This window comes from Oceanibaculum nanhaiense (assembly GCF_002148795.1).
Lineage (GTDB): Bacteria > Pseudomonadota > Alphaproteobacteria > Oceanibaculales > Oceanibaculaceae > Oceanibaculum > Oceanibaculum nanhaiense.
In genome coordinates, this window is the sequence record NZ_MPOB01000002.1 from 25,579 (window position 1) to 44,440 (window position 18,862).

An 18,862-nucleotide genomic window follows, 5' to 3' on the forward strand; every position below is an offset into this window, starting at 1 on the left:
GTCGCCTGCAACAGCTGTTGTCGAAATTGCACAGGGGAGTAGTCTAAAAAATAAAAGAACTTCCACGTTAGGGAGACAGCCTCTGCTGGACCGGCAAGAAGCTGCGGATATGCCCGGCGGAAAGAACCGCACCGTCACCACGATCGCGATGACGGGATTGGCGGGCATATTCGTCATCACGCTGTTGGCCACCATTTCCTTCGGACTGGCCGGCATCTGGTTTGTCGATGTCGCGCGCTCCTACACTGCTGGCGCCAATTATTATTCCCGTTATCAGAAGAGCGCGGTGCTGGCGCTCCTGCGGTATGGCGACAGCCGGGACGAGGCGGATTTCGAGGCCTATCGCAGGGCCATCGCGGTGCCACTGGCCGACCGCGCGGGGCGACTTTCCCTCGACGATCCGCAACAGCCGGTACGGGCCAGCTATCCGAATCTGATCGCCGGTCTGAACCATCCCGGCGACGTGCCGGGTATGGCCTGGATCTTCCATATGTTCAGCGACACTGCATTGCTGCGCCCCAGCGTAGAGAGCTGGAGCAAGGCGGATGGGCTGCTGCTGGAGATCGAGAAGGTGGCCGCCGACATGCGTGAGGCGATCCGACAGGGGCCGTGGAACCGCGAGCGCAACGCCGTCTTCACGGCGCGGCTGCTGGGCCTCGATGCGCGGATGACCGAGGTGCAGGATCGCTTCGCCGAACAGGTGAACGCGCTGGGCCGGTCGGTCAGGCACTGGTTCGTCCTGGGGCTGGTCGGGCTGGGCGGGCTGCTGGTCCTGATGGCGCTGGTCTATGGCAAGCGGCTGCAGCGGCGTCTTGCCGGTCTGGAGGCTGAGGGGCTGGAGCGCGAGGCCCGGTTCCGCGACATTGCTGACATGTCCGCCGACTGGGTCTGGGAGACCGACCGCGATGACCGTTTCGTCTATTGCTCGGAACGGCTGCTGGCGGTGACCGGCCTGCCGCTCTCCAGCTTCATCGGACGGCCGCGCGGGGAAATGTGCGGCGTGGGCGCGGAGAACGCACAGTTCCGGGAGGACTATGTGGCGGCCATCCAGCACCGCCGTTCGTACCGCGATCTCGAATACATATTCAAGGTGCCGGACCCCGGGTCGGACCGGGAAAGGGGCATCCGTCTGCGCATCAGCGGCGTGCCGGTGTTCGACCGTCAGGGGCGGTTCCGGGGCTATCGCGGCACCGGCCGCGACGTCACCCGCGAGGTGGCGATCCGGCGCGAGATCGATGAACAGCGCGAATTGCTGGAAACCGTGCTGCTGAACCTGCCGCAGGGGCTGGCGGTGTTCGACGCCGAGGCGCGCCTGCGTTTCTGTAATGACCCGTTCCAGCAGATGATGGAATTGCCCGAGGCGCTGTGCCGTGTCGGCACCGGGGCGCAGGATATTCTGCGTTATCTGACCGAGCGCGGCGAATATGGCCCGCAGCAGGATGTGGAGGTCAAGGTGCGGGAACGGCTGGACTGGTTCCGCGCTGGTACCACCGCTTACCAGCACCAGCGGCCAAACGGCACAATCCTGATGCTGCGCAGCATCAGGCTGCCCTCCGGCGGTTTCATCGTGTCCTTCCTGGACGTCACGCAGCAACGCGCGCTGGAGACCGGGCTGGTGCGCGCGAAGGAGGAGGCGGAGCTGGCGAACACCGCCAAATCCGACTTCCTGGCCAATATGAGCCACGAGCTGCGCACGCCGCTGAACGCCATCATCGGCTTTTCGCAGATGATGGAACAGGCGATGTTCGGCGAATTGTCAGGGCGCTATCGCAGCTATGCGGGCGACATAAGGCTGAGCGGCGAGCATCTGCTGTCGATCATCCAGGATATTCTCGACCTCGCACGCGTCGAATCCGGCAAGCTCGCCTTCGAGCAGGATTATATCGACCTGCACCGTATCGCCGAGGAATGCTGCACCATGCTGCGGCCGGCGGCGGACAGGGCCGAGGTCCGGCTGGTCAACGCCATTCCGACGGAAGCCCCCGTGCTGCTGGCCGACGAGCGGAGAATCCGGCAGATCCTCATCAACCTGATCGGCAACGCGATCAAGTTCTCGCCGCGCGGCAAGGATGTCACCGTCGGGCTGGAGGATGTTGCCGACGGTCTGGCGCTGACGGTCGCCGATCAGGGCATCGGCATGACGAAAGAGGAGACGGAACTGGCCTTCGAGCCGTTCGTGCAGCTGAAGATGGGCATGGTGCGCAAGCATGAAGGCGCGGGGCTGGGGCTGGGGCTGGCGCTGGTACGCCGCTTCGCCGAGGCGTTCGGTGCGACCGCCATGATTGACAGCGCGCCGGGTGTCGGCACCACGGTACGCATCCGGTTTCCGCACGACCGGGTACAGCCGGACGGCGGCGGTGCGTCAAGGCTGGCGCCGTGACGGGAAGGCTCTAGTCGCTGGCATCGTCGGCCGGCGGCAGGAGGCGTGCGGCCGGCAGCCAGGCTGTGACAATCGTCCCCTCGCCCTCGACGCTCTCTATCTCCAGCCGGCCGCCATGCAGATCCATGAACCGCCCGGCGAGCGACAGCCCCAGCCCGAGCCCCTGGCCAACGATGCCATAATCGTTCAGCTGCACGAAGGGCTGCATGACGCTGTCCAGCTTGCTGGCCGGGATGCCGATCCCACGATCGCTCACCCGGATGCCGAGATCGCCGCCCGGCGTGCGGATGGCGTCGATCACCACCGGTGACCCGGCCTCGGAATATTTCAGCGCGTTGGACAGCAGGTTGAGCAGCACCTGGCGCATCAGCCGCGGGTCGATGTCCAGTGTCGCGTCGAAACCGATCTGGACCTGGACGCGCCCGCTCTCGGCACCGTTGTCGAAGGCCCTGGCGCAGAAGGTGACCAGATCGGACAACAGGGTCTGCTGTGTGCTGAGGGCGAGGTTGTTGTTGTCCAGGCGGCTCAGTTCCAGCACATCGTTGATGAGGGTCAGCAGATGCTGGCCGGCATCGTTGATATAGGTCGCATATTCCTCGTAGCGGCTATTGCCCAGTGGTCCGAAAAGCCGGGTGCGCAGCATGTCGGAGAAACCGATGATGGCATTGAGCGGCGTGCGCAGCTCATGGCTGATATGGGCGAGGAAGGCGCTTTTCGCGCGGTTGGCGGCATCGGCCTCGGTGCGGGCGCGCTGATGCGCGCTCTCGCGTTCCTTGTGATGCGTGATGTCGCGGTAAAAGCAGATCCAGGCCGGCTGATTGCCCATGATCGCCCGGCTGGCGGCGATCTCCACCGGCGAAAGGCTGCCGTCGCGCCGGCGGATCTGCGTGTCGTGCAGCACCAGCGCTTCATTGTCGGGGCATTGGGCGAGGGCATCGAGCACCCGCTCCCGTTCGGCCGCCGGGTAGAGCGCGCCCTGATGCAGGCCGACCAGATCGCCGGGGGCGCAGCCCAGCAGGCTGCCGGCCGCCTGGTTGGCGTCGGTGATGGTGCCGCTATCGGCATCGACCAGCAGGATGGCGTCGGGCGAGGCCGCGAGGATCGCCCGCTGCCGCGCCTCGGCCAGGCGCAGCTTGCGGTCGGCCTCGATCCGCTCGGTGACGTCGCGCAGGACGGCCACCATCAGCGGCGTGCCGGCGAGACTGGTCCGCAGGATTGAAGCTTCGGCGTGGAACAGGATGCCGTTGCGCCGCCGCCCGGTAATGAGCGCGCGGTCATTCATGTAGCGCGACGGATCGCCGGAGCGGATGAAGGCATCGATTGCCTTGCCATGACGGTCGCGTAAGGAATCGGGGAGCAGCATGTCGAGTGGCTGGCCGATGGCTTCTTCTCGCGTGAAGCCGAACACCGTCTCGGCCGACCGGTTGAAGAACCGGATGCGGTGGTGTTTGTCGATGCCGATCACCGCTTCCGCCAGATGATGCAGGATCTCGACGGCGATATCCGATTTGAACTGCTTCATAGCGGTGTCTTTGGCGACCTATGGGCAGATAAACCCCAGCCTTTGTCGCCCGGCGGCGCTGGCGCGGCGTTGCGCTGGATCAATTGGCGCGTATCCCGGCGAAGAAACCCGTCATCTTGTCATCGGCCCACAATGCCCCAGTTTTTTCGCCGATCGTGGAATCGATCCGCAGGAAGCAGCGGTGCGCGCGATCGCTTTCCTTGAGCGTCACCGGGGCGGTTTTCATGTTCTGCTCCTTTGGGGGACGGGGAATCAGGGAAAGCTAAGATAAGCGGAAATATGCTTATTTATTTAAAATGAAAGCCGAAATTACATGAATAGTCCCTTGATAAAAATCATGAAATGTGATGATGTATGTCAAGGAAAACAGAGGTTTTTGACTATAAATCCTGAGGGGATGGTCAGAAATAATGACCACATAAAATTTATGGATATCTGATTCCGTCTCCATTAAGAATGTTCCGCCTGCGCAATGGATGCGGGGTTCTACGAAAAGAGCATGCGCAGACGTGCCGGAACGTGAACGGGGATAAAAATGTCAGCGGAAGCCAGGTCCGGGCGATTTTTGCCGGACTTCCAGTCTGTTCTGTCGGATATCACGCGGCTGATCGAGGCGCGGGCGGTCAGCCTCTACACGCCGCATATCGCGCCGTCCGATCCGCGGGCGATCTGGGCCGCCACCGGGATGCCGCAGGAGGCGCTCAGCGAATATGCCGCCTATTACGGCAATTTCGATGTCTGGGCCCAGGCCGTGACCCGTGACGGCCTGCCGCCGAAGGGGAGCCTGATCGACACGGATGAGATGGTGCGGGCGCAGGATTTGCGGCGCAGTGAATTCTACAATGATTACCTGAAGCCGTATGAAATCGGCCGCTGCCTGGTCTCCGTGGTGGATGACGGCAAGCTGCCGGGTTTCCCGCGTGTGCGTCTGAGCATCATGCGGGCGGAAGGGCAGCGCGCGTTCGACGATCAGGAGAAAGCGACCCTGGGGGCGATGCAGCAGCTTTTGCGGACCGTCATCCGGTTGCACCAGAACACCATCGCCTCAGGCGAGCAGTCACAGCTCGAGACCCTGGCGTTCGACCGGCTGAAGGAGCCGATCTTCATCCTCGACGCCGCCGCATCGATCCTGGCCTCGAACGAGGCCGCGCGGCGGGTCGCGCAGTCGGACCCGCGCTTTCAGCTCCTGCGCGGCCGGCTGGTGCTCGCCGAGACCAGGGACAATGCCGAACTGCGCACCGCCCTAACCGCCCTGGATGCGGGGCGTGAGGTCCCGGTCTTCCTTCAGCTTGGCGGAAATTCGGCTGGCGGAAGCCCGCTGTCGCTGATCCTGACCCGCCCCTCTGGATTGGCCGTGACGCAGATGCAGAACTGCATTGTGCTGCAGATTCTCGAGGCGGCCGCCGCCGGTGCGGGCGACAAGGAATTGCTGGTTGCCCGGCTCGGGCTTACCGATGCGGAAGCCGTGGTGGCGCTGGGTGTCGCCCGGGGCTTGTCGCATGAGGAAATTGCCCAGTTGAGGCACACCAAGGTCAGTACGGTGCGGACGATTCTGCAGCGTCTCTACGACAAGCTCGGCATCAACAAATCGACTGAGCTTGCGCGTCTCGTCTATCAGACACTATCCCACGACATCTTCCTGCGCTGAACGTCCACCCGCGCGGCCCCCGTTCCGCCTGGGCGGTCCTTGCACAGGTGGTATGTGTGGCGGGATGGTTAATAAATCTTTACTCTATTTTTCCTTAAATTCTGGGCGATGGCCCCGCGCCTGCCGCGATATCGCAAGCTTGCGGCGCTGCCGCGCGGCGCGGCCTTTTCCTACGGTCCTTGAAATGACAATTGTCAAACGATACATCCGAGGGCTAAGCGGCAGCAAAATACTGGCTGAAAAGCCGGAGAGAGGATGAGAATGGCGAGACAATCGGTGCGGCCAACAGGGGCGCAGGTCGATTTCGGCGAGAACGAGATCATCGTCTCCAAGACCGACCCGAAAGGGCGCATCACCTATTGCAATGACATATTCGTGAAGGTTTCCGGCTACAGCGAATCGGAGACGCTGGGCCAGCCGCACAGCTTCATCCGGCACCCCGAAATGCCGCGCAGCGTGTTCAAGCTGCTTTGGGACAAGATCCAGGCCGGCCAGGAAATCTTCGCCTATGTGAAGAACCGCACCAAGAACGGCGGCCATTACTGGGTGCTGGCGCATGTGACACCCAGCCTGGACGATAAGGGGCGGATTCTGGGATATCACTCCAACCGCCGTTTCCCCAAGGCGTCTGCGCTTGCGGTCATCGAGCCGCTGTACAAGGAACTGCGCGTCATCGAAGAGAAGCCTGACAGCCGCAAGGACGGGCTGAAAACCGCCTATGATCGCCTGAATGCCATTCTGCAGGAAAAGGGGCTCGGCTATGACGAATTCGTCCTCTCTCTCTAAGGCCGGGAGCGCCGCCCTGCTGGCGGCCCTGGCCGCCCTGGTCGCTGCCCTGCTGCCTTGGCTGTCCTTTGCCGGGGCTGGACTCTATGCCAGCGCCGCCGCTGCCGTGTCGGTGCTGTGCGCGCTGGCGGCGATGCTGTTCCTGGCGAAGGCCCGGCGCTGGATCGTGCGCACGCAGGAAGTCTGCGCCGCCGTGGCTGACGGCGATTTCGAGCAGCGGCTGACGCACCTCGACGAGGGCGGCGAGATGCTGGCCCTGCTGCGCGCGGTCAATCATCTGGTCGATGTGACCGATGCCTTCGTGCGCGAGGCAGGGGCCGCCATGGACTATGTCGCCAAGGGCCGGTTCTTCCGCAAGATCCAGCCGCAGGGCTTTGGCGGGCACTTCCTCGTCAGCGCCAACCGGATCAATGATGCTACGGAGAGCATGGGCGCCAAGGTGGCGCATTTCGCCAGCCTGACCGACGGTTTCGAGAGCCAGGTCGGCAGCGTGGTCGAGGTGGTGGCCTCGGCGGCGACGCAGCTGCAGGCAACCTCTTCCAGCCTGACCGGGCTGGCCAACAGCACCATGACCCAGACCACGGCGGTGGCCGCTGCGACCGAACAGGCCTCGGCCAATGTCGGGGCGGTCGCCTCGGCGTCGGAGGAGCTGTCGGCTTCCATCGGCGAGATCACCCGGCAGGTCGGCGATTCCCTGCGCACCATCGAGGCGGCAAATGGCAAGGCGAAACTGGCGAACGACCAGGTCGCGACGCTGAGCCAGGCGGCCGAGGAGATTGGCAGCGTTATCACCCTGATCCGCGAGATTGCCGAGCAGACCAACCTGCTGGCGCTGAACGCGACCATCGAGGCGGCGCGCGCTGGCGAGGCGGGCAAGGGCTTCTCCGTCGTCGCGTCGGAGGTGAAGAGCCTGGCCAACCAGACCGGCGAGGCGACGGCCCGCATCCAGGATCAGGTCGAGGGCATCCGCGCGGCGACCGGCAAGGCGGTCCACGCAATCGGGGATATCGTCAGCGCGATCGAGGATGTCAGCCGGATTTCCGCATCGGTGAACCTGTCGGTCGAGGAGCAGGCGGCGGCGACCTCGGAAATCTCCAAGAATGTGCAGGAGGCATCGGCCGGCACGGCGGAGGTCGCACGCAGCACCACGCTGGTGCTGGAATCGGCCGGCGAGACGGAGCACGCGGCGCGCGACGTGCAGTCGGCGGCTGGCGAGCTGTCGCGCCAGGCGGAAGTGCTGCGCGCCGAGGTGGATCGTTATCTGGGTGCCGCCCGCGCAGCCTGACGGGGGTGATGCCTGACAGCAGGAGCTTGGGGCGATGGTGGATTTCGAGATCCTGCACCGGTTGATCCTGCTGGCGCAGCAGGCGATCAACGCTGTCGGCGCGCTGATCGTCACCTGGGGCGTGGCCGAGGCGCTGGTACGCTTCCTCAGGCTGAAGCTGATGCGTGGCGGCGATGGCATGACCTATGGCACGCAACGCATCCGCGAACGGCTGGGGCTGCATCTGCTGCTGGCGCTGGACGTGTTCATCGGCGCCGACATCCTGGGCACCGTGGCCGATCCGGACTGGACCAAGGTCGGGATTCTGGGCGCCATCGTCGCCATCCGCATCGTGCTCAGCTACCTGCTGACCCGCGAGATCGAGGAGGCCCACCGCGTGCTGAGCGGCATCGATAACGGCGCGGAACCGGCCAAGCCCCCTGACAAGACCAAAAGCTGACGCCGACGCTGCGCCGACAATCCTTCCGGCCGGACCGGAAAACCGGCTATATCCTATGGCTTTCGCACCCAGCCCGAGGAGAGGGCCGGAAAAGCATGGGCCAGAGGGAGGAACAGGCGGCGTGACGATCCTGCGGTTGGCCTTGCGCGATCTGCGCGGCGCGATGGGCGGCTTCTGGCTGCTGATCCTCTGCGTCGCGCTGGGAACGGCGGCGATGGCGGCGACCGGCCTGTTGTCGCGCATGGTGCTGGACGGCGTGCAGGCCGGCGCGCGCGCCGGTATCGGCGGCGATGTCTCGCTGCGGCTCTATCACCGCCCGCCGCCACCGGAGCATCTGGCGCTGTTCGCCGAGGCCGGGACTGCGAGCCTGACCGCCGAGCTGCGGCCGCTGGCGCATGGCGGGGCCGGGGGCGGCAGCACGCTGGTCGAGATGAAGGCGGTCGATGCCGCCTATCCGCTCTATGGCGATGTCGAGCTGGAATCCGACATGCCGCTGGCCCGGACGTTAGGTGGGGCGCTGGCGGCACGCGACGGCATCTGGGGTGCCGCCGTGGCCGAGGAATTGCTGGAAGCGCTGGGCCTCGCGCTGGGCGACCGCATTCTGATCGGCGGGCAGGCATTCGAAATGCGGGCGCTGATCCGCGCCGAGCCGGACCGTGCGCTGCGCGGCTTCACGCTGGGGCCACGGGTGATCGTCGCCTTGCCTGCCATCGCGGGCAGCGCGCTGGTGGCGCCCGGCACCCAGACCTACTGGTACAGTCGTCTGCGGCTGCGGGACGGGCTGACGGCCAGCGACTGGATCCGGGGTTTCGAACAGCGCTTCCCGGAGGCCGGTTACCGCATCGTCGATGCCGCGGACGGCGTGCCCGGTGTGGAGCGCAGCATGGGTTTCGTCACCTCCCTGCTGATCCTGCTCTCGCTTGGCATGGTGCTGATCGGCGGCGTCGGTGTGGGCGGTGCGGTTGCCGCCTATCTCGATCGCAAGCGCGACACCATCGCCATCCTGAAAGGTCTGGGCGCCACGACCGCCACCATCCGGCGGCTCTACCTCGTGCAGATCATGGCGGCATCGCTGTGCGGCATCGCCCTCGGGCTGGCGCTCGGCATCGCCGCCACGCGCGCGGCAACACCCTTGCTCGCCGGCTGGCTGCCGCTCGATCCGGCGATCCGGCTGACACCGCTGGCGAGCGCCGCCGGCTTCGGGCTGCTGGCGAGCCTGATCTTTGCCCTCTGGCCGCTGGCGCGGGCCGCGCTTCTATCGCCGCAAGAGCTGTTCCGCGACCTGCTGGTGGGCGAGCGGCAGCGTCCCGGCTGGCGGACGCTCGCCGGACTGGTGCTGCTGGCGGTGCTGCTCCTGTTGCTGCTGGTCTGGTCGGCGCCGCTGCCGGTGGTGGCCGCCCTGTTCGCCGCCGGGGCGGCACTGGCGGTGCTGGGATTTCTGCTCCTCGGGCGGGCCGTCATGTGGGGCGCCGGATGGGCCGTGCGATGGGTTGGAGGCCGCACCCGCCGCCCGCTGCTGCGGTTGGCGCTCGCCAATCTGCACCGTCCCGGCGCGCCGACAGCGCCGCTGGTGCTGGCGCTGGGCCTCTGCCTGACGCTGCTGGTGGCGGTGACGTCGGTGCGGGACAATGCGGCGGTACATCTGCGCGATAATTTGCCGGCGACGGCGCCCGACCTGATCCTGCTGAACCTGCCGCCGGAGGAGGCCGCACGCTTCGAGACGCTGATGGCGGCGCAGCCCGCGCTGGCCCGCTGGTCCCGCGCACCCTTCCTGCATGGACGGCTCGACCGTGTCGAGGGCGTGCCGGTCGCCGATTTGCGCATCCCGGCGGAAATCGGCTTCGTCGTCCGGGGCGACCGCGGGCTGTCCTGGCGGGCCGATCCGCCAGCGGGCGGCCTCGTGGCCGGTGACTGGTGGCCGGCGGATTATAAAGGTCCGCCGCTGCTGTCGGTGGATGCGCGGGTGGCGGAAAAGCTGGGCGTCACGGTCGGCGACCTTCTGACGCTGAATGTGCTGGGCGAACCGCTGGAAGGGCGGATCGCCAATCTGCGCCGGGTGGACTGGGCGGGGCTCGATCTCGATTTTCCGATCCTGCTGTCGCCGCCCGCCGATCCGCCGCCGCACCGCGAGATCGCCGCGCTCTGGCTGCGGGATGCGGCGGCGCTGGAGACAGTGCGGGCGGCACTCGCCGACGCCTTCCCCGAATCGCCGACGATTGAAGTCGCGGAGGTCATCGGTTTCCTGGCGGGGGTGGCGGCGCGCGGCGGGCAGGTGATGACGGCCCTCGCGGCGGCCAGCGGGTTTGCCGCCCTGCTGGTGCTGGCGGGCGCCGTGCTGGCCGGGCAGCGCCGGCGGGCGCGCGAGGCGGTGCTGCTGAAGATGCTGGGGGCGACGCGCCGGCAGCTTGCGGCGGCCACCCTGCTGGAATACGGGCTGATCGCGGCGGCCGCCGGGCTTGCGGCGCTGCTGCTCGGCAATCTCGCCGCCTGGGCGGCTATCGGCGGCTGGCTCGACTTCCGGCCGGCGCTGGGCAGCGCGCTGGTCTGGCTCGCCGGGGCGGTCGCGGTCATGGCGCTGGCCGGGCTGGCTGCCCTGAACCGCGCGCTCGCCCGTCCGCCCGCGCTGATGCTGCGGCAGGGTTAGGCAAACCGCATATAGGTTTCCCTTGCCGCGGCGTCTCCGCATGATAGCGTTCCGGGGAATTTTCGGCGGGAGACATCCTTTGAGTGTGACGACAAAGACAGCCCTTCCAGACGGGCGCACCATCCTGTGCGTGAACCCGTATGAGGTGGATTTCTCGGTCCATGAAATCTTCTCCGAGGATTTCGCCGCGCATGGCATCGATCTGCCGGCAGATGGCATCTATTTCGATGTCGGGGCGAATATCGGGCTGTTCGCGATCTATCTGCGTGATCATTGCGCGCAAGGCCGCATCTTCGCCTATGAGCCGATGCCGGCCGCCTTCGCCGCGCTGGCCGGCAATGCCGCCGCGCTGACGCCGCCGGCCGAGGCAATCTCGCTGGGGCTGGGCCGGGCGCCGGGCACGCTGGAATTCGACTATTTCCCCGGCATCTCCGCCCTGTCCACGGCGAACCGCGCGGTTGGCGAGAAGCTGTCAGCCGGGCTGAGGGAGGTCCTTGCCGGCAGTGGCGCCTCCGAGGCGGTGCGCGAGATCGTCGAGCGCATCGGCACCACGGAACGGATGGAAGAAGCCGATTTCCTGGATACGCTGTTCCGCCGCGAGAGCGTGACCGCCGAGATCGACACGCTGTCCAACCAGTTGGCCAGTCGCGGGCTGGAGACCATCGATCTGTTGAAGATCGACACCGAAGGGGCGGAGAAGGAGGTGCTGGCCGGCATCGCCGACTCCGACTGGCCGAAAATCCGCCAGCTGCTGGTCGAGGTGCATCTCGGCCGCGAAGAGACCGAGATCATCGAGGCTGATCTGCAGCGGCGCGGCTACCGCACCAGCATCGGCGGCCATCCGCTGTCTGAGGGTGGCGCCCCGGTGTTCCATATCTATGCGACCAGAGGCCTGACTGGGGGAAAGCGGTGAGCATGGAGGAGACCGGCGCCATCGACTGGTGGGGGCTGTTGACCAGCCGCGATTTCCTGGAAAACCCCTATCCGGCATTGCACCGGATCCGCGAGCAGGGGCCGGTGCATTTCGATGCGGCGAGCGGCATCTATTTCGTGCTCGGCCACGAGGAATTCTCGCGCATCCTGAAGGCGCCGGAGATGGGGCGCGACACCCGCCTGTGGCGCGGCGGCTGGTACGACGAGGCCTATCGCGAGAACGATCCGGTCGGCTACCGGCTGTTCGGCGATTTCCAGCCGCAGATGATCAACGCCAACCCGCCCGACCACGGCCGCATGCGCGGCGTGTACGAGCCGGCCTTCCGCGCCCAGGCGATGGTGGCGCTGGAAGCGATTATCGAGGCGGAGGCCGTCCGGCTGCTCGACGCGCTCCCACGCAGCGGCACGGTGAACATGATCGACGGCTTCGCCGGGCCGATGCCGCTGCGCGTGCTGTGCAACCTGTTCGACATGCCGCAGAGCCTGGACCAGACCATCGCGCGCTGGAGCGCCTCGCTGATCCGCATCGGCGACATCTTGATGACGCCGGAGCAGAAGCAGGAGGCGCTGGACGCGCTGACCGAATTCAAGGATTTCCTGCGCAGCCATATCGCCGAACGGCGCAAGCGGCCCGGCGATAGCCTGATGGATATGGCGATCCGCGCGCATGACAGCGGCACCACCGATGAGGAGGAGATGCTGACCAACCTCGTCTCCATGCTGGTGGCCGGGCATGAGACGACGGTGACGCTGGTCGGCAACGGCCTCTTGCTGCTGCTGCGCCACCCGGACCAGATGGCGCGGCTGCGTGCCGATCCGGCGCTGATTCGCCCGGCGCTGGAGGAATTCATGCGCTGCGAGCCGGGCGGCAACATGATCCTGCGCGTCGCCATCGACGATTATCCGGTGGGCGAGACCGTGATTCCCGCCGGTGCGCCAGTGATCGGGCTGATCGGCGCGACCAACCGCGACCCGCGCCGGTTCGAGCAGCCGGACGAGTTCGATGTCGGGCGGCGGCCGAACGCGCATCTGACCTTCGGCGGTGGCGCGCATGTCTGCATCGGCGCGCCGCTGGCCCGGCTGGAAGGCCGCATCGCCTTCACCAGCCTGCTGGACCGCTACCCGCATATGGAACTGGCGGGCGAGCCGGAATGGCGGCTCGACCGGCTGAACGCGCGCGGCCTCGCCACCCTGCCTGTAAAACTCGGGCCCGTAACACTTGGAGACGCAGCGTGAGCGGAACAGTCGGGATCGAGGCGCTGAATGTCTATGCCGGTGCCGCCAGCCTGGATGTGCGCGAGCTGTGCGTGCATCGCGGGCTGGACATGCCGCGCTTCGAGAATCTGCTGATGCGCGAGAAGACGGTGGCGCTGCCCTATGAGGACCCCGTCAGCTATGCCGTCAATGCAGCGAAGCCGCTGCTCGACCGTCTGGACCCGGCGGAGCGGGACTGCATCGAGATGGTGGTGGCCTGCACCGAATCGGGCATCGATTTCGGCAAGTCGATGAGCACCTATATCCATCATTATCTGGGGCTGCCGGGCAATTGCCGCCTGTTCGAGATCAAGCAGGCCTGCTACTCCGGCACCGCCGGGCTGCAGATGGCGGTGAATTTCGTGCTGTCGCAGACTTCGCCCGGCGCCAAGGCGCTGGTGGTGGCGACCGACATCTCGCGCTTCGCGCTGGCCGATGAATCGGCAATCCAGGAATGGGCCTATTCCGAGCCCAGCTCCGGCTCCGGCGCGGTGGCGCTGCTGGTCAGCGACACGCCGCATCTGCTGGCCATCGATCCCGGCGCCTATGGCAATCACGGCTTCGAGGTGATGGATACCTGCCGCCCCGGCCCGGATACCGAGGCCGGCGACGCCGATCTGTCGCTGATGGCCTATCTCGATTGCTGCGAGAAGGCCTACAAGGATTACGCCCGCCGGGTAGAGGGCGCGGATTTCCGCGAAACCTTCGGCTATCTGTGCTTTCACACCCCGTTCGGCGGCATGGTGAAGGGCGCGCACCGACATCTGATGCGCAAGCTCTACAAGACCCCACCGCCGGAGATCGAGGCGGATTTCCAGCGCCGCATGGCGGGCAGCCTGGCCTATGGCCAGCGCGTCGGCAATACGGCGGGCGCCTCGGTCTTCCTCGGGCTGGCCGGCACGCTGGCGACTGGCGATTTCAGCAATCCGCAGCGCATCGGCTTCTTCTCCTACGGCTCCGGCTGCTGCTCGGAATTCTACAGCGGGGTGGCCACGGCTGAGGGCCAGAACCGGATTCGCGCGATGGGCATCGATGCGGCGATGGATTCCCGCCACCGCCTGTCCATCGAGGAATATGAGCGGCTGCTGCGCGGCAATGCCGCGCTGCGCTTCGGCATGCGCGACGCGGTGCCGGACCGCGACATCGTGCCGGGCGCCTGGCAGGCCTATGAGAACCGTGCGTCAGGCAGCCAGCGGCTTGTCCTGCGCGCCATCGAGGGCTATCACCGGCTCTACGACTGGATTTAGGACGGAAGGGCCAGGACTTGGACAGCGACAGCATCCTCACCATCATCGTCGCGCAGATCCGCACCGTGGTGCCGGATCTGGCGACCCATCCGATCGGGCGCGCGGATGCGATGGCCGATCTTGGCCTCGATTCCATCGAGCGCAGCGAGATCGTGCTGGCGACGCTGGAGGAACTCGGCCTCGACATCCCGATGGTGCAGCTGCACGGGCCGCGCAACATCGGCGAGCTGGCCGATCTGCTGCATGCCAAGCACGCAGGCTAATCCAGTTTCCATCGTTATTGCCGGCATCGGTGTCGCCGCCGGCCGGGGCTATGGCAAGGATGCCCTGCGCGCCGCCCTGTTCGGGGAGGCGCCGGCCATCGGTCCGTTGCGCCGGGATGGGCGGCAATTACCGGATGGCAGCTCATCCTTCATCGGCCTGGAACTGCCGGAACCGCCGGAGTTGCTGCCGGCCCGCATTGCCAGGACGGCGGGCCTGCCGGGCCGTGCCGCCATCGCCGTGCTGGACGAGGCCTGGCGGGAAGCCGGTCTGGACCAAGTCGACCCAATGCGCATCGGGCTGGTGGTTGGCGGCAGCACTCTGATGGCGCGCGAGCAGATGCTGGCGCAGCGCGATTATGCCGGGCGCATGGCCTATTGGCCGCCGCGTCACGGCCATATGTTCCTCGATACCGATATTGCCGGGCTGTGCGCGGCGACCTGGCCGATCCGCGGCTTCACGATGAGCGTCGGCGGCGCGTCCGCCAGCGGCGCGGTCGCGGTGATCCAGGCGGCGGAGGCGGTGCGCAGCGGCCGGGTCGATGCCTGCATCGCGCTGGGGGCGCTGCAGGATGTCTCCTGCCTCGATCTGCAGGGCTTCCGGGCGCTGGGCGCGCTGGCCGAGGTCTGCCGGCCGTTCGACCGCGACCATGCCGGCTTCGTCTATGGCGAATCCACGGCTGCGCTGGTGCTGTGCCGGGCGGATGCCGCCCCGGCGGGGCAGTACGGCACGCTGGCCGGCTGGGCGCATCTCGCCAATGGCCATCGCGGACCGGACCCCTCCCCGGAAGGCGAGCTGGCGGCGATCCGCGCGGCGCTGGCGATGGCCAGCCTGTCGCCCGACGCCATCGAGTATGTGAACGCTCACGCCACCGGCACGCCGCTGGGCGACGAGACCGAGCTGGCGGCGCTTCGCGCGGCGGGGCTGGGGCACGCCCGCATCAACGCCACCAAATCGCTGATCGGCCATGGGCTGGCCTCGGCGGGCGCGGTGGAACTGGCGGCGGTGCTGATCCAGATGCGCCACGGAAGGCTGCACCCGACCCGACATCTCGACAACCCGCTGGACCCGTCGATGGGCTTCGTGCGCGGCGCACCGGAAGAACGCACAATCCGCACGGCGCTGAAACTCTCCTTCGGCTTCGGCGGGGTGGATACGGCGCTTGTCGTAAAGGGGGACGCATGAACGGCGAGACGGTTCGGCTGGAGATCGACAAGGGCATCGCCCGCCTGCGCCTCGACCGGCCGGAGGCCGGCAATGCGATCAATGCCGGCATGGTGGCGGATCTCGGCGCGGCGCTGGCACGCTGCGAAGCGGAGGGGGCGACGATCCTGGTCCTCGAAGGATCGGGCGACAGCTTCTGCGCCGGCGGCGATTTCGAGGCCACGGCCTCGGGCGAGACGCTCGACCCGGCAGCGCTCTACGATCTCTGGCGGCGGCTGGCGGAAGGCCCGTTCGTCAGCGTGGCGCTGGTACGCGGGCGCGCCAATGCCGGGGGTGTCGGCCTTGCCGCCGCTTGCGACATCGTGCTGGCCGACCGCAGCGCCAGCTTCGGCCTGTCGGAGATGCTGTTCGGCCTGTTCCCGGCCTGCGTGCTGCCCTTCCTTGCGCGGCGCATCGGCGCGCAGAAGGCGCATTACATGACGCTGATGACGCGCCCGCTGCCCGCCGAGGAGGCTGCCAGCTGGGGGCTGGTCGATGCGCTGGGCGACGAGGCGGAGGCGCTGCTGCGCCGGCATCTGCAGCGGCTGCGCCATCTCGGCCGGCCGGCCATCGCGCGCTACAAGGCGCACCGCGCGGCGACCGACGATAGTCTGGCGCGTGGCCGCGACGCCGCACTGGCCGCGAACCGCGAGATGTTCGCCGACCCCGAGGTGCAGCGGAACATCCGCCGCTATGTGAGCGAGATGAAGTTCCCCTGGGAAGTCTAGGTTTTTAGGCCGCCAGCGGCTTGCCGCGCAGATCGACGGTGCGCATCGGTGGCGGCGTCACGCGGGTCAGCCCGGCGCCTTCGCGCTGGACGAAGAAGCGGTGCAGCAGGGCGATGGACAGCAGGAAGACGAAGCACTGGTCTTCCTTGGTGCCGATCTCGTCGGCCGGGCGGTTCAGCACCTTGTCGGTCAGCCGGCGGGCGAATTTCGCGTCGATAAAGGGCAGCTTGGCCAGCTCCGCTTCCGACAGCAGCGCTTCCAGATAATCCGGGCGGGCGCTGGCGAAGGCGGCGCTGTCCGGCGCGCGATAGGGGAATTTGCGCTTGGTCACGATGGATTCGGGCAGCTCGTCCGCGAAGGCGCGGCGCAGCAGGCGCTTTTCCTCGAACCCATCATCGAAGCGCAGATTGGTGGCGCTGGCCGCCGCGACCACCGCCGGGTCGAGGAAGGGGCAGCGATTCTCGACGCCATGCGCCAGGCTCATCCGCTCGCCCTGGGTGGACAGCAGATAGCCGGCCAGCAGCGTCTTGTATTCCAGCCATTGCGCCTTGTGGATGTCGCTCATCCCGGCATAGCCGGGCGCCTCGGCGACCAGCCGGGAAATCGCGGCGAACGGATCGCCCGCTTCGCGCAGCAGCCTTGTGGCGAAGCGGCCATTCTGGAAGCGCATCTCGTGCGAGAACAGGCCGGGCATCCGCTCCTCGGCGAATTGCTGGTACAGGCCGGTGAGTGCCGCGATCTCCTGCGGGCCGTAATGGGTGAGGTGCGGGTAGAGCCTGCCCAGCCGGTCGCGCCGGACATCCTCGCCCAGATCGTTCCAGGCGCGGCGCAGCAGCACCTCCTTGAACAGATCGTAGCCGAGGAAGGCCTCGTCCGCGCCTTCGCCACTGAGGATCACCTTGATGCCGGCGTCGCGGGTCAGGCGCGACAGCAGGAACATCGGCACGAAGGCACAGCGGAAGGCCGGAACCTCGGCATGGAACACGGCATCGGGCAGGGCGCTGGCAATATCGCCATGGCTGATGGTCAGCGCCTGATGCCGGCTGCCGAGAAAATCCGCCATCTCGCGCTGCTGCGGCGATTCGTCGAAGGCGGCATCCTCGAACGCGACCGAGAAGGTGGACAGCCTGTGCCGGCTTTCGCGTTGCGCCAGCAGCGCGGTGATCGCGGAATCGACGCCGCCGCTGAGATAGACTCCGACCTCGACATCGCTGCGCAGCCGCAAGGCGACGCTGGCCTGCAGCCGCTCGCGGATCAGCTCCAGCGCCTCGGCCTCGCTGGCCACACTCTCCGCCGAATCGAAGGACAGCGCCTCGTAGCGGTGGCGGGTGATGGTGCCGTTCTCGACGCTCATCCATTCGCCCATCGGCAGGCTGTCGATGCCCTTGAAGCCGCTCTGGTCGGGCAGCGGCGTCCAGCAGGCGAGGATCGAGGCGAGCTGGTCGGCATCCTGCTCGAAGGCGAAGCCGGGCACGGCGAAGAAGGATTTCATCTCCGAGGCGAAATAGAACTCCCCGCCGCGCCGCAGATAGAACAGCGGCCGCTTGCCATAACGGTCGCGCGCCAGCACCAGCCGGCCGCTGGCGCGGTCATAGATCGCGAAGGCGAAGCCGCCATTGAATCTGGGCAGGCAGTCCGGCCCCCAATGCAGCCAGGCCTGCAGCACCACCTCGGTGTCGGAGCGTGTGAGGAAGACGCGCCCGGCGGCTTCCAGCTCGGCGCGCAGTTCGAGGTAATTATAGATTTCGCCATTATAGGCCAGCCAGTAGCGCCCGGACGGGTCGCTCATCGGCTGGGTGCCGGAGGCAATGTCAATGATTGACAATCGTGCCGTGCCCAGTGCCGCCCGGTCGTCCAGCATGGTGCCCAGTCCGTCCGGCCCGCGATGGCCAATGGCGGCCAGCATGGCGCGGATCGTCTCCTGCCATGCAGCGGAATCGTGCGCTGCTCCAATGAATCCGGCGATGCCGCACATGGTCAGTCGTTGGTCGAGGCGGTGGGGACGGCGGCAGAAGAGGCGGTCTTGCGCGCCACGAAATCGCGGATCTGGGCCAGGCTGACCAGCACGTTGCCGGTCATCTCCGCCTCGGTGAAACGGAAGCCATATTCCTGTTCCAGGAAGCGGCAGAGCTGCACATAGCCAAAGGAATCCATGACCCCTTCCTTGAACAGGTTGGTGTCCTCGGGAAAGCTGTCGTCATACTCGATGAGGAACTGTTCCTCGATGAACGCGCGTATCTTGTCCATGGCTTGCGTGGCGCTTTCTGGGGGCTTTCGGGGACTTCCGGGCAGGTCGGTTAGAGGAAAATGGCGCACCAGACGCCTGATGCAAACTGTAGCGCAGTTCGCTCGGCCTGTCTGCGCCTGAGGTCTGCGCGGGCAACGTCAAGTCGCTTTTTATCTATTTATCACAAATGTATTTTTTGCGCATTTCTGCCAATGGGTTAATACTTGCGTATTCGGCACCGGGCGTGGCGCGCTGCGTTCCGGCAAGAACCGTGATTGTCAGGGAACGAGGGTCGGCCCGCTCGC

Annotated in this window: 16 protein-coding genes; 12 read left to right on the forward strand and 4 right to left on the reverse strand. The window is 66.6% G+C overall.

The window, feature by feature from the left end; genetic code table 11:
* Positions 1-109: 109 nt before the first annotated feature.
* Positions 110-2,380 (forward strand): PAS-domain containing protein, encoded by a 2,271-nt coding sequence (locus BKM74_RS03230; protein WP_176342375.1) that lies wholly within the window; start codon positions 110-112, stop codon positions 2,378-2,380.
* 10 nt (positions 2,381-2,390) lie between these two features.
* Here the strand turns inward: BKM74_RS03230 and BKM74_RS03235 are convergent, their stop codons facing one another.
* Both BKM74_RS03235 and BKM74_RS18670 read right to left on the reverse strand, forming a co-directional pair.
* The gene (locus tag BKM74_RS03235) at positions 2,391-3,902 is read right to left on the reverse strand and encodes a sensor histidine kinase (protein ID WP_086464289.1); all 1,512 of its coding nucleotides are present in this window, start codon (positions 3,900-3,902) and stop codon (positions 2,391-2,393) included.
* A 79-nt stretch (positions 3,903-3,981) separates the two neighbouring features.
* A complete protein-coding gene (locus BKM74_RS18670) occupies positions 3,982-4,128 on the reverse strand; it encodes a hypothetical protein (RefSeq protein ID WP_176342376.1) in 147 nt (48 codons plus the stop codon).
* A 309-nt stretch (positions 4,129-4,437) separates the two neighbouring features.
* Between BKM74_RS18670 and BKM74_RS03240 the strand changes: the two genes are divergently transcribed.
* The 11 genes from BKM74_RS03240 (at position 4,438) to BKM74_RS03290 (ending at position 16,330) form a co-directional block, all read left to right on the forward strand.
* Positions 4,438-5,550 carry a helix-turn-helix transcriptional regulator gene (locus tag BKM74_RS03240; RefSeq protein WP_140056007.1) on the forward strand — a complete coding sequence of 371 codons (1,113 nt, stop codon included), beginning with the start codon at positions 4,438-4,440 and terminating at the stop codon, positions 5,548-5,550.
* A 261-nt stretch (positions 5,551-5,811) separates the two neighbouring features.
* Entirely contained in the window at positions 5,812-6,336 is a 525-nt protein-coding gene (locus BKM74_RS03245; RefSeq protein ID WP_086464291.1) for a PAS domain-containing protein, read from the forward strand.
* Positions 6,311-7,621: a methyl-accepting chemotaxis protein gene (locus tag BKM74_RS03250; protein ID WP_140056008.1), complete on the forward strand. Its 1,311-nt coding sequence runs from the start codon at positions 6,311-6,313 to the stop codon at positions 7,619-7,621. The genes BKM74_RS03245 and BKM74_RS03250 overlap by 26 nt, the downstream gene beginning before the upstream one ends.
* A gap of 34 nt (positions 7,622-7,655) precedes the next feature.
* Positions 7,656-8,060: a DUF1622 domain-containing protein gene (locus BKM74_RS03255; protein ID WP_086464293.1), complete on the forward strand. Its 405-nt coding sequence runs from the start codon at positions 7,656-7,658 to the stop codon at positions 8,058-8,060.
* A gap of 121 nt (positions 8,061-8,181) precedes the next feature.
* Positions 8,182-10,704: an ABC transporter permease gene (locus BKM74_RS03260; protein WP_176342377.1), complete on the forward strand. Its 2,523-nt coding sequence runs from the start codon at positions 8,182-8,184 to the stop codon at positions 10,702-10,704.
* An 85-nt stretch (positions 10,705-10,789) separates the two neighbouring features.
* Positions 10,790-11,617: an FkbM family methyltransferase gene (locus tag BKM74_RS03265; RefSeq protein ID WP_245825813.1), complete on the forward strand. Its 828-nt coding sequence runs from the start codon at positions 10,790-10,792 to the stop codon at positions 11,615-11,617.
* 2 nt (positions 11,618-11,619) lie between these two features.
* On the forward strand, positions 11,620-12,873 hold the full coding sequence (locus BKM74_RS03270) for a cytochrome P450 (protein WP_086464296.1): 1,254 nt from the start codon (positions 11,620-11,622) through the stop codon (positions 12,871-12,873).
* Positions 12,870-14,138 (forward strand): hydroxymethylglutaryl-CoA synthase family protein, encoded by a 1,269-nt coding sequence (locus BKM74_RS03275; RefSeq protein WP_086464297.1) that lies wholly within the window; start codon positions 12,870-12,872, stop codon positions 14,136-14,138. Before BKM74_RS03270 ends, BKM74_RS03275 begins: the two co-directional genes overlap by 4 nt.
* 17 nt (positions 14,139-14,155) lie before the next feature.
* Positions 14,156-14,401, forward strand: a complete 246-nt coding sequence (locus tag BKM74_RS03280) for an acyl carrier protein (RefSeq protein WP_086464298.1) — start codon at positions 14,156-14,158, stop codon at positions 14,399-14,401.
* Positions 14,382-15,584 carry a beta-ketoacyl synthase N-terminal-like domain-containing protein gene (locus BKM74_RS03285; protein WP_086464299.1) on the forward strand — a complete coding sequence of 401 codons (1,203 nt, stop codon included), beginning with the start codon at positions 14,382-14,384 and terminating at the stop codon, positions 15,582-15,584. Before BKM74_RS03280 ends, BKM74_RS03285 begins: the two co-directional genes overlap by 20 nt.
* On the forward strand, positions 15,581-16,330 hold the full coding sequence (locus BKM74_RS03290; RefSeq protein WP_086464300.1) for an enoyl-CoA hydratase/isomerase: 750 nt from the start codon (positions 15,581-15,583) through the stop codon (positions 16,328-16,330). Before BKM74_RS03285 ends, BKM74_RS03290 begins: the two co-directional genes overlap by 4 nt.
* A gap of 4 nt (positions 16,331-16,334) precedes the next feature.
* Here the strand turns inward: BKM74_RS03290 and asnB are convergent, their stop codons facing one another.
* A complete protein-coding gene (gene asnB / locus BKM74_RS03295; RefSeq protein ID WP_086464301.1) occupies positions 16,335-18,305 on the reverse strand; it encodes an asparagine synthase (glutamine-hydrolyzing) in 1,971 nt (656 codons plus the stop codon).
* Between the two features lie 2 nt (positions 18,306-18,307).
* On the reverse strand, positions 18,308-18,577 hold the full coding sequence (locus BKM74_RS03300; RefSeq protein WP_086464302.1) for an acyl carrier protein: 270 nt from the start codon (positions 18,575-18,577) through the stop codon (positions 18,308-18,310).
* Positions 18,578-18,862: the final 285 nt, after the last annotated feature.

Excerpts from the sequence above, each read along its gene's own strand:
- BKM74_RS03230 (WP_176342375.1), top strand. The coding sequence starts at position 110 with ATGCCCGGCGGAAAGAACCGCACCGTCACCACGATCGCGATGACGGGA.
- BKM74_RS03235 (WP_086464289.1), bottom strand. The coding sequence starts at position 3,902 with ATGAAGCAGTTCAAATCGGATATCGCCGTCGAGATCCTGCATCATCTG.
- BKM74_RS18670 (WP_176342376.1), bottom strand. The coding sequence starts at position 4,128 with ATGAAAACCGCCCCGGTGACGCTCAAGGAAAGCGATCGCGCGCACCGC.
- BKM74_RS03240 (WP_140056007.1), top strand. The coding sequence starts at position 4,438 with ATGTCAGCGGAAGCCAGGTCCGGGCGATTTTTGCCGGACTTCCAGTCT.
- BKM74_RS03245 (WP_086464291.1), top strand. The coding sequence starts at position 5,812 with ATGGCGAGACAATCGGTGCGGCCAACAGGGGCGCAGGTCGATTTCGGC.
- BKM74_RS03250 (WP_140056008.1), top strand. The coding sequence starts at position 6,311 with ATGACGAATTCGTCCTCTCTCTCTAAGGCCGGGAGCGCCGCCCTGCTG.
- BKM74_RS03255 (WP_086464293.1), top strand. The coding sequence starts at position 7,656 with ATGGTGGATTTCGAGATCCTGCACCGGTTGATCCTGCTGGCGCAGCAG.
- BKM74_RS03270 (WP_086464296.1), top strand. The coding sequence starts at position 11,620 with ATGGAGGAGACCGGCGCCATCGACTGGTGGGGGCTGTTGACCAGCCGC.
- BKM74_RS03285 (WP_086464299.1), top strand. The coding sequence starts at position 14,382 with ATGCCAAGCACGCAGGCTAATCCAGTTTCCATCGTTATTGCCGGCATC.
- BKM74_RS03290 (WP_086464300.1), top strand. The coding sequence starts at position 15,581 with ATGAACGGCGAGACGGTTCGGCTGGAGATCGACAAGGGCATCGCCCGC.
- asnB (WP_086464301.1), bottom strand. The coding sequence starts at position 18,305 with ATGTGCGGCATCGCCGGATTCATTGGAGCAGCGCACGATTCCGCTGCA.
- BKM74_RS03300 (WP_086464302.1), bottom strand. The coding sequence starts at position 18,577 with ATGGACAAGATACGCGCGTTCATCGAGGAACAGTTCCTCATCGAGTAT.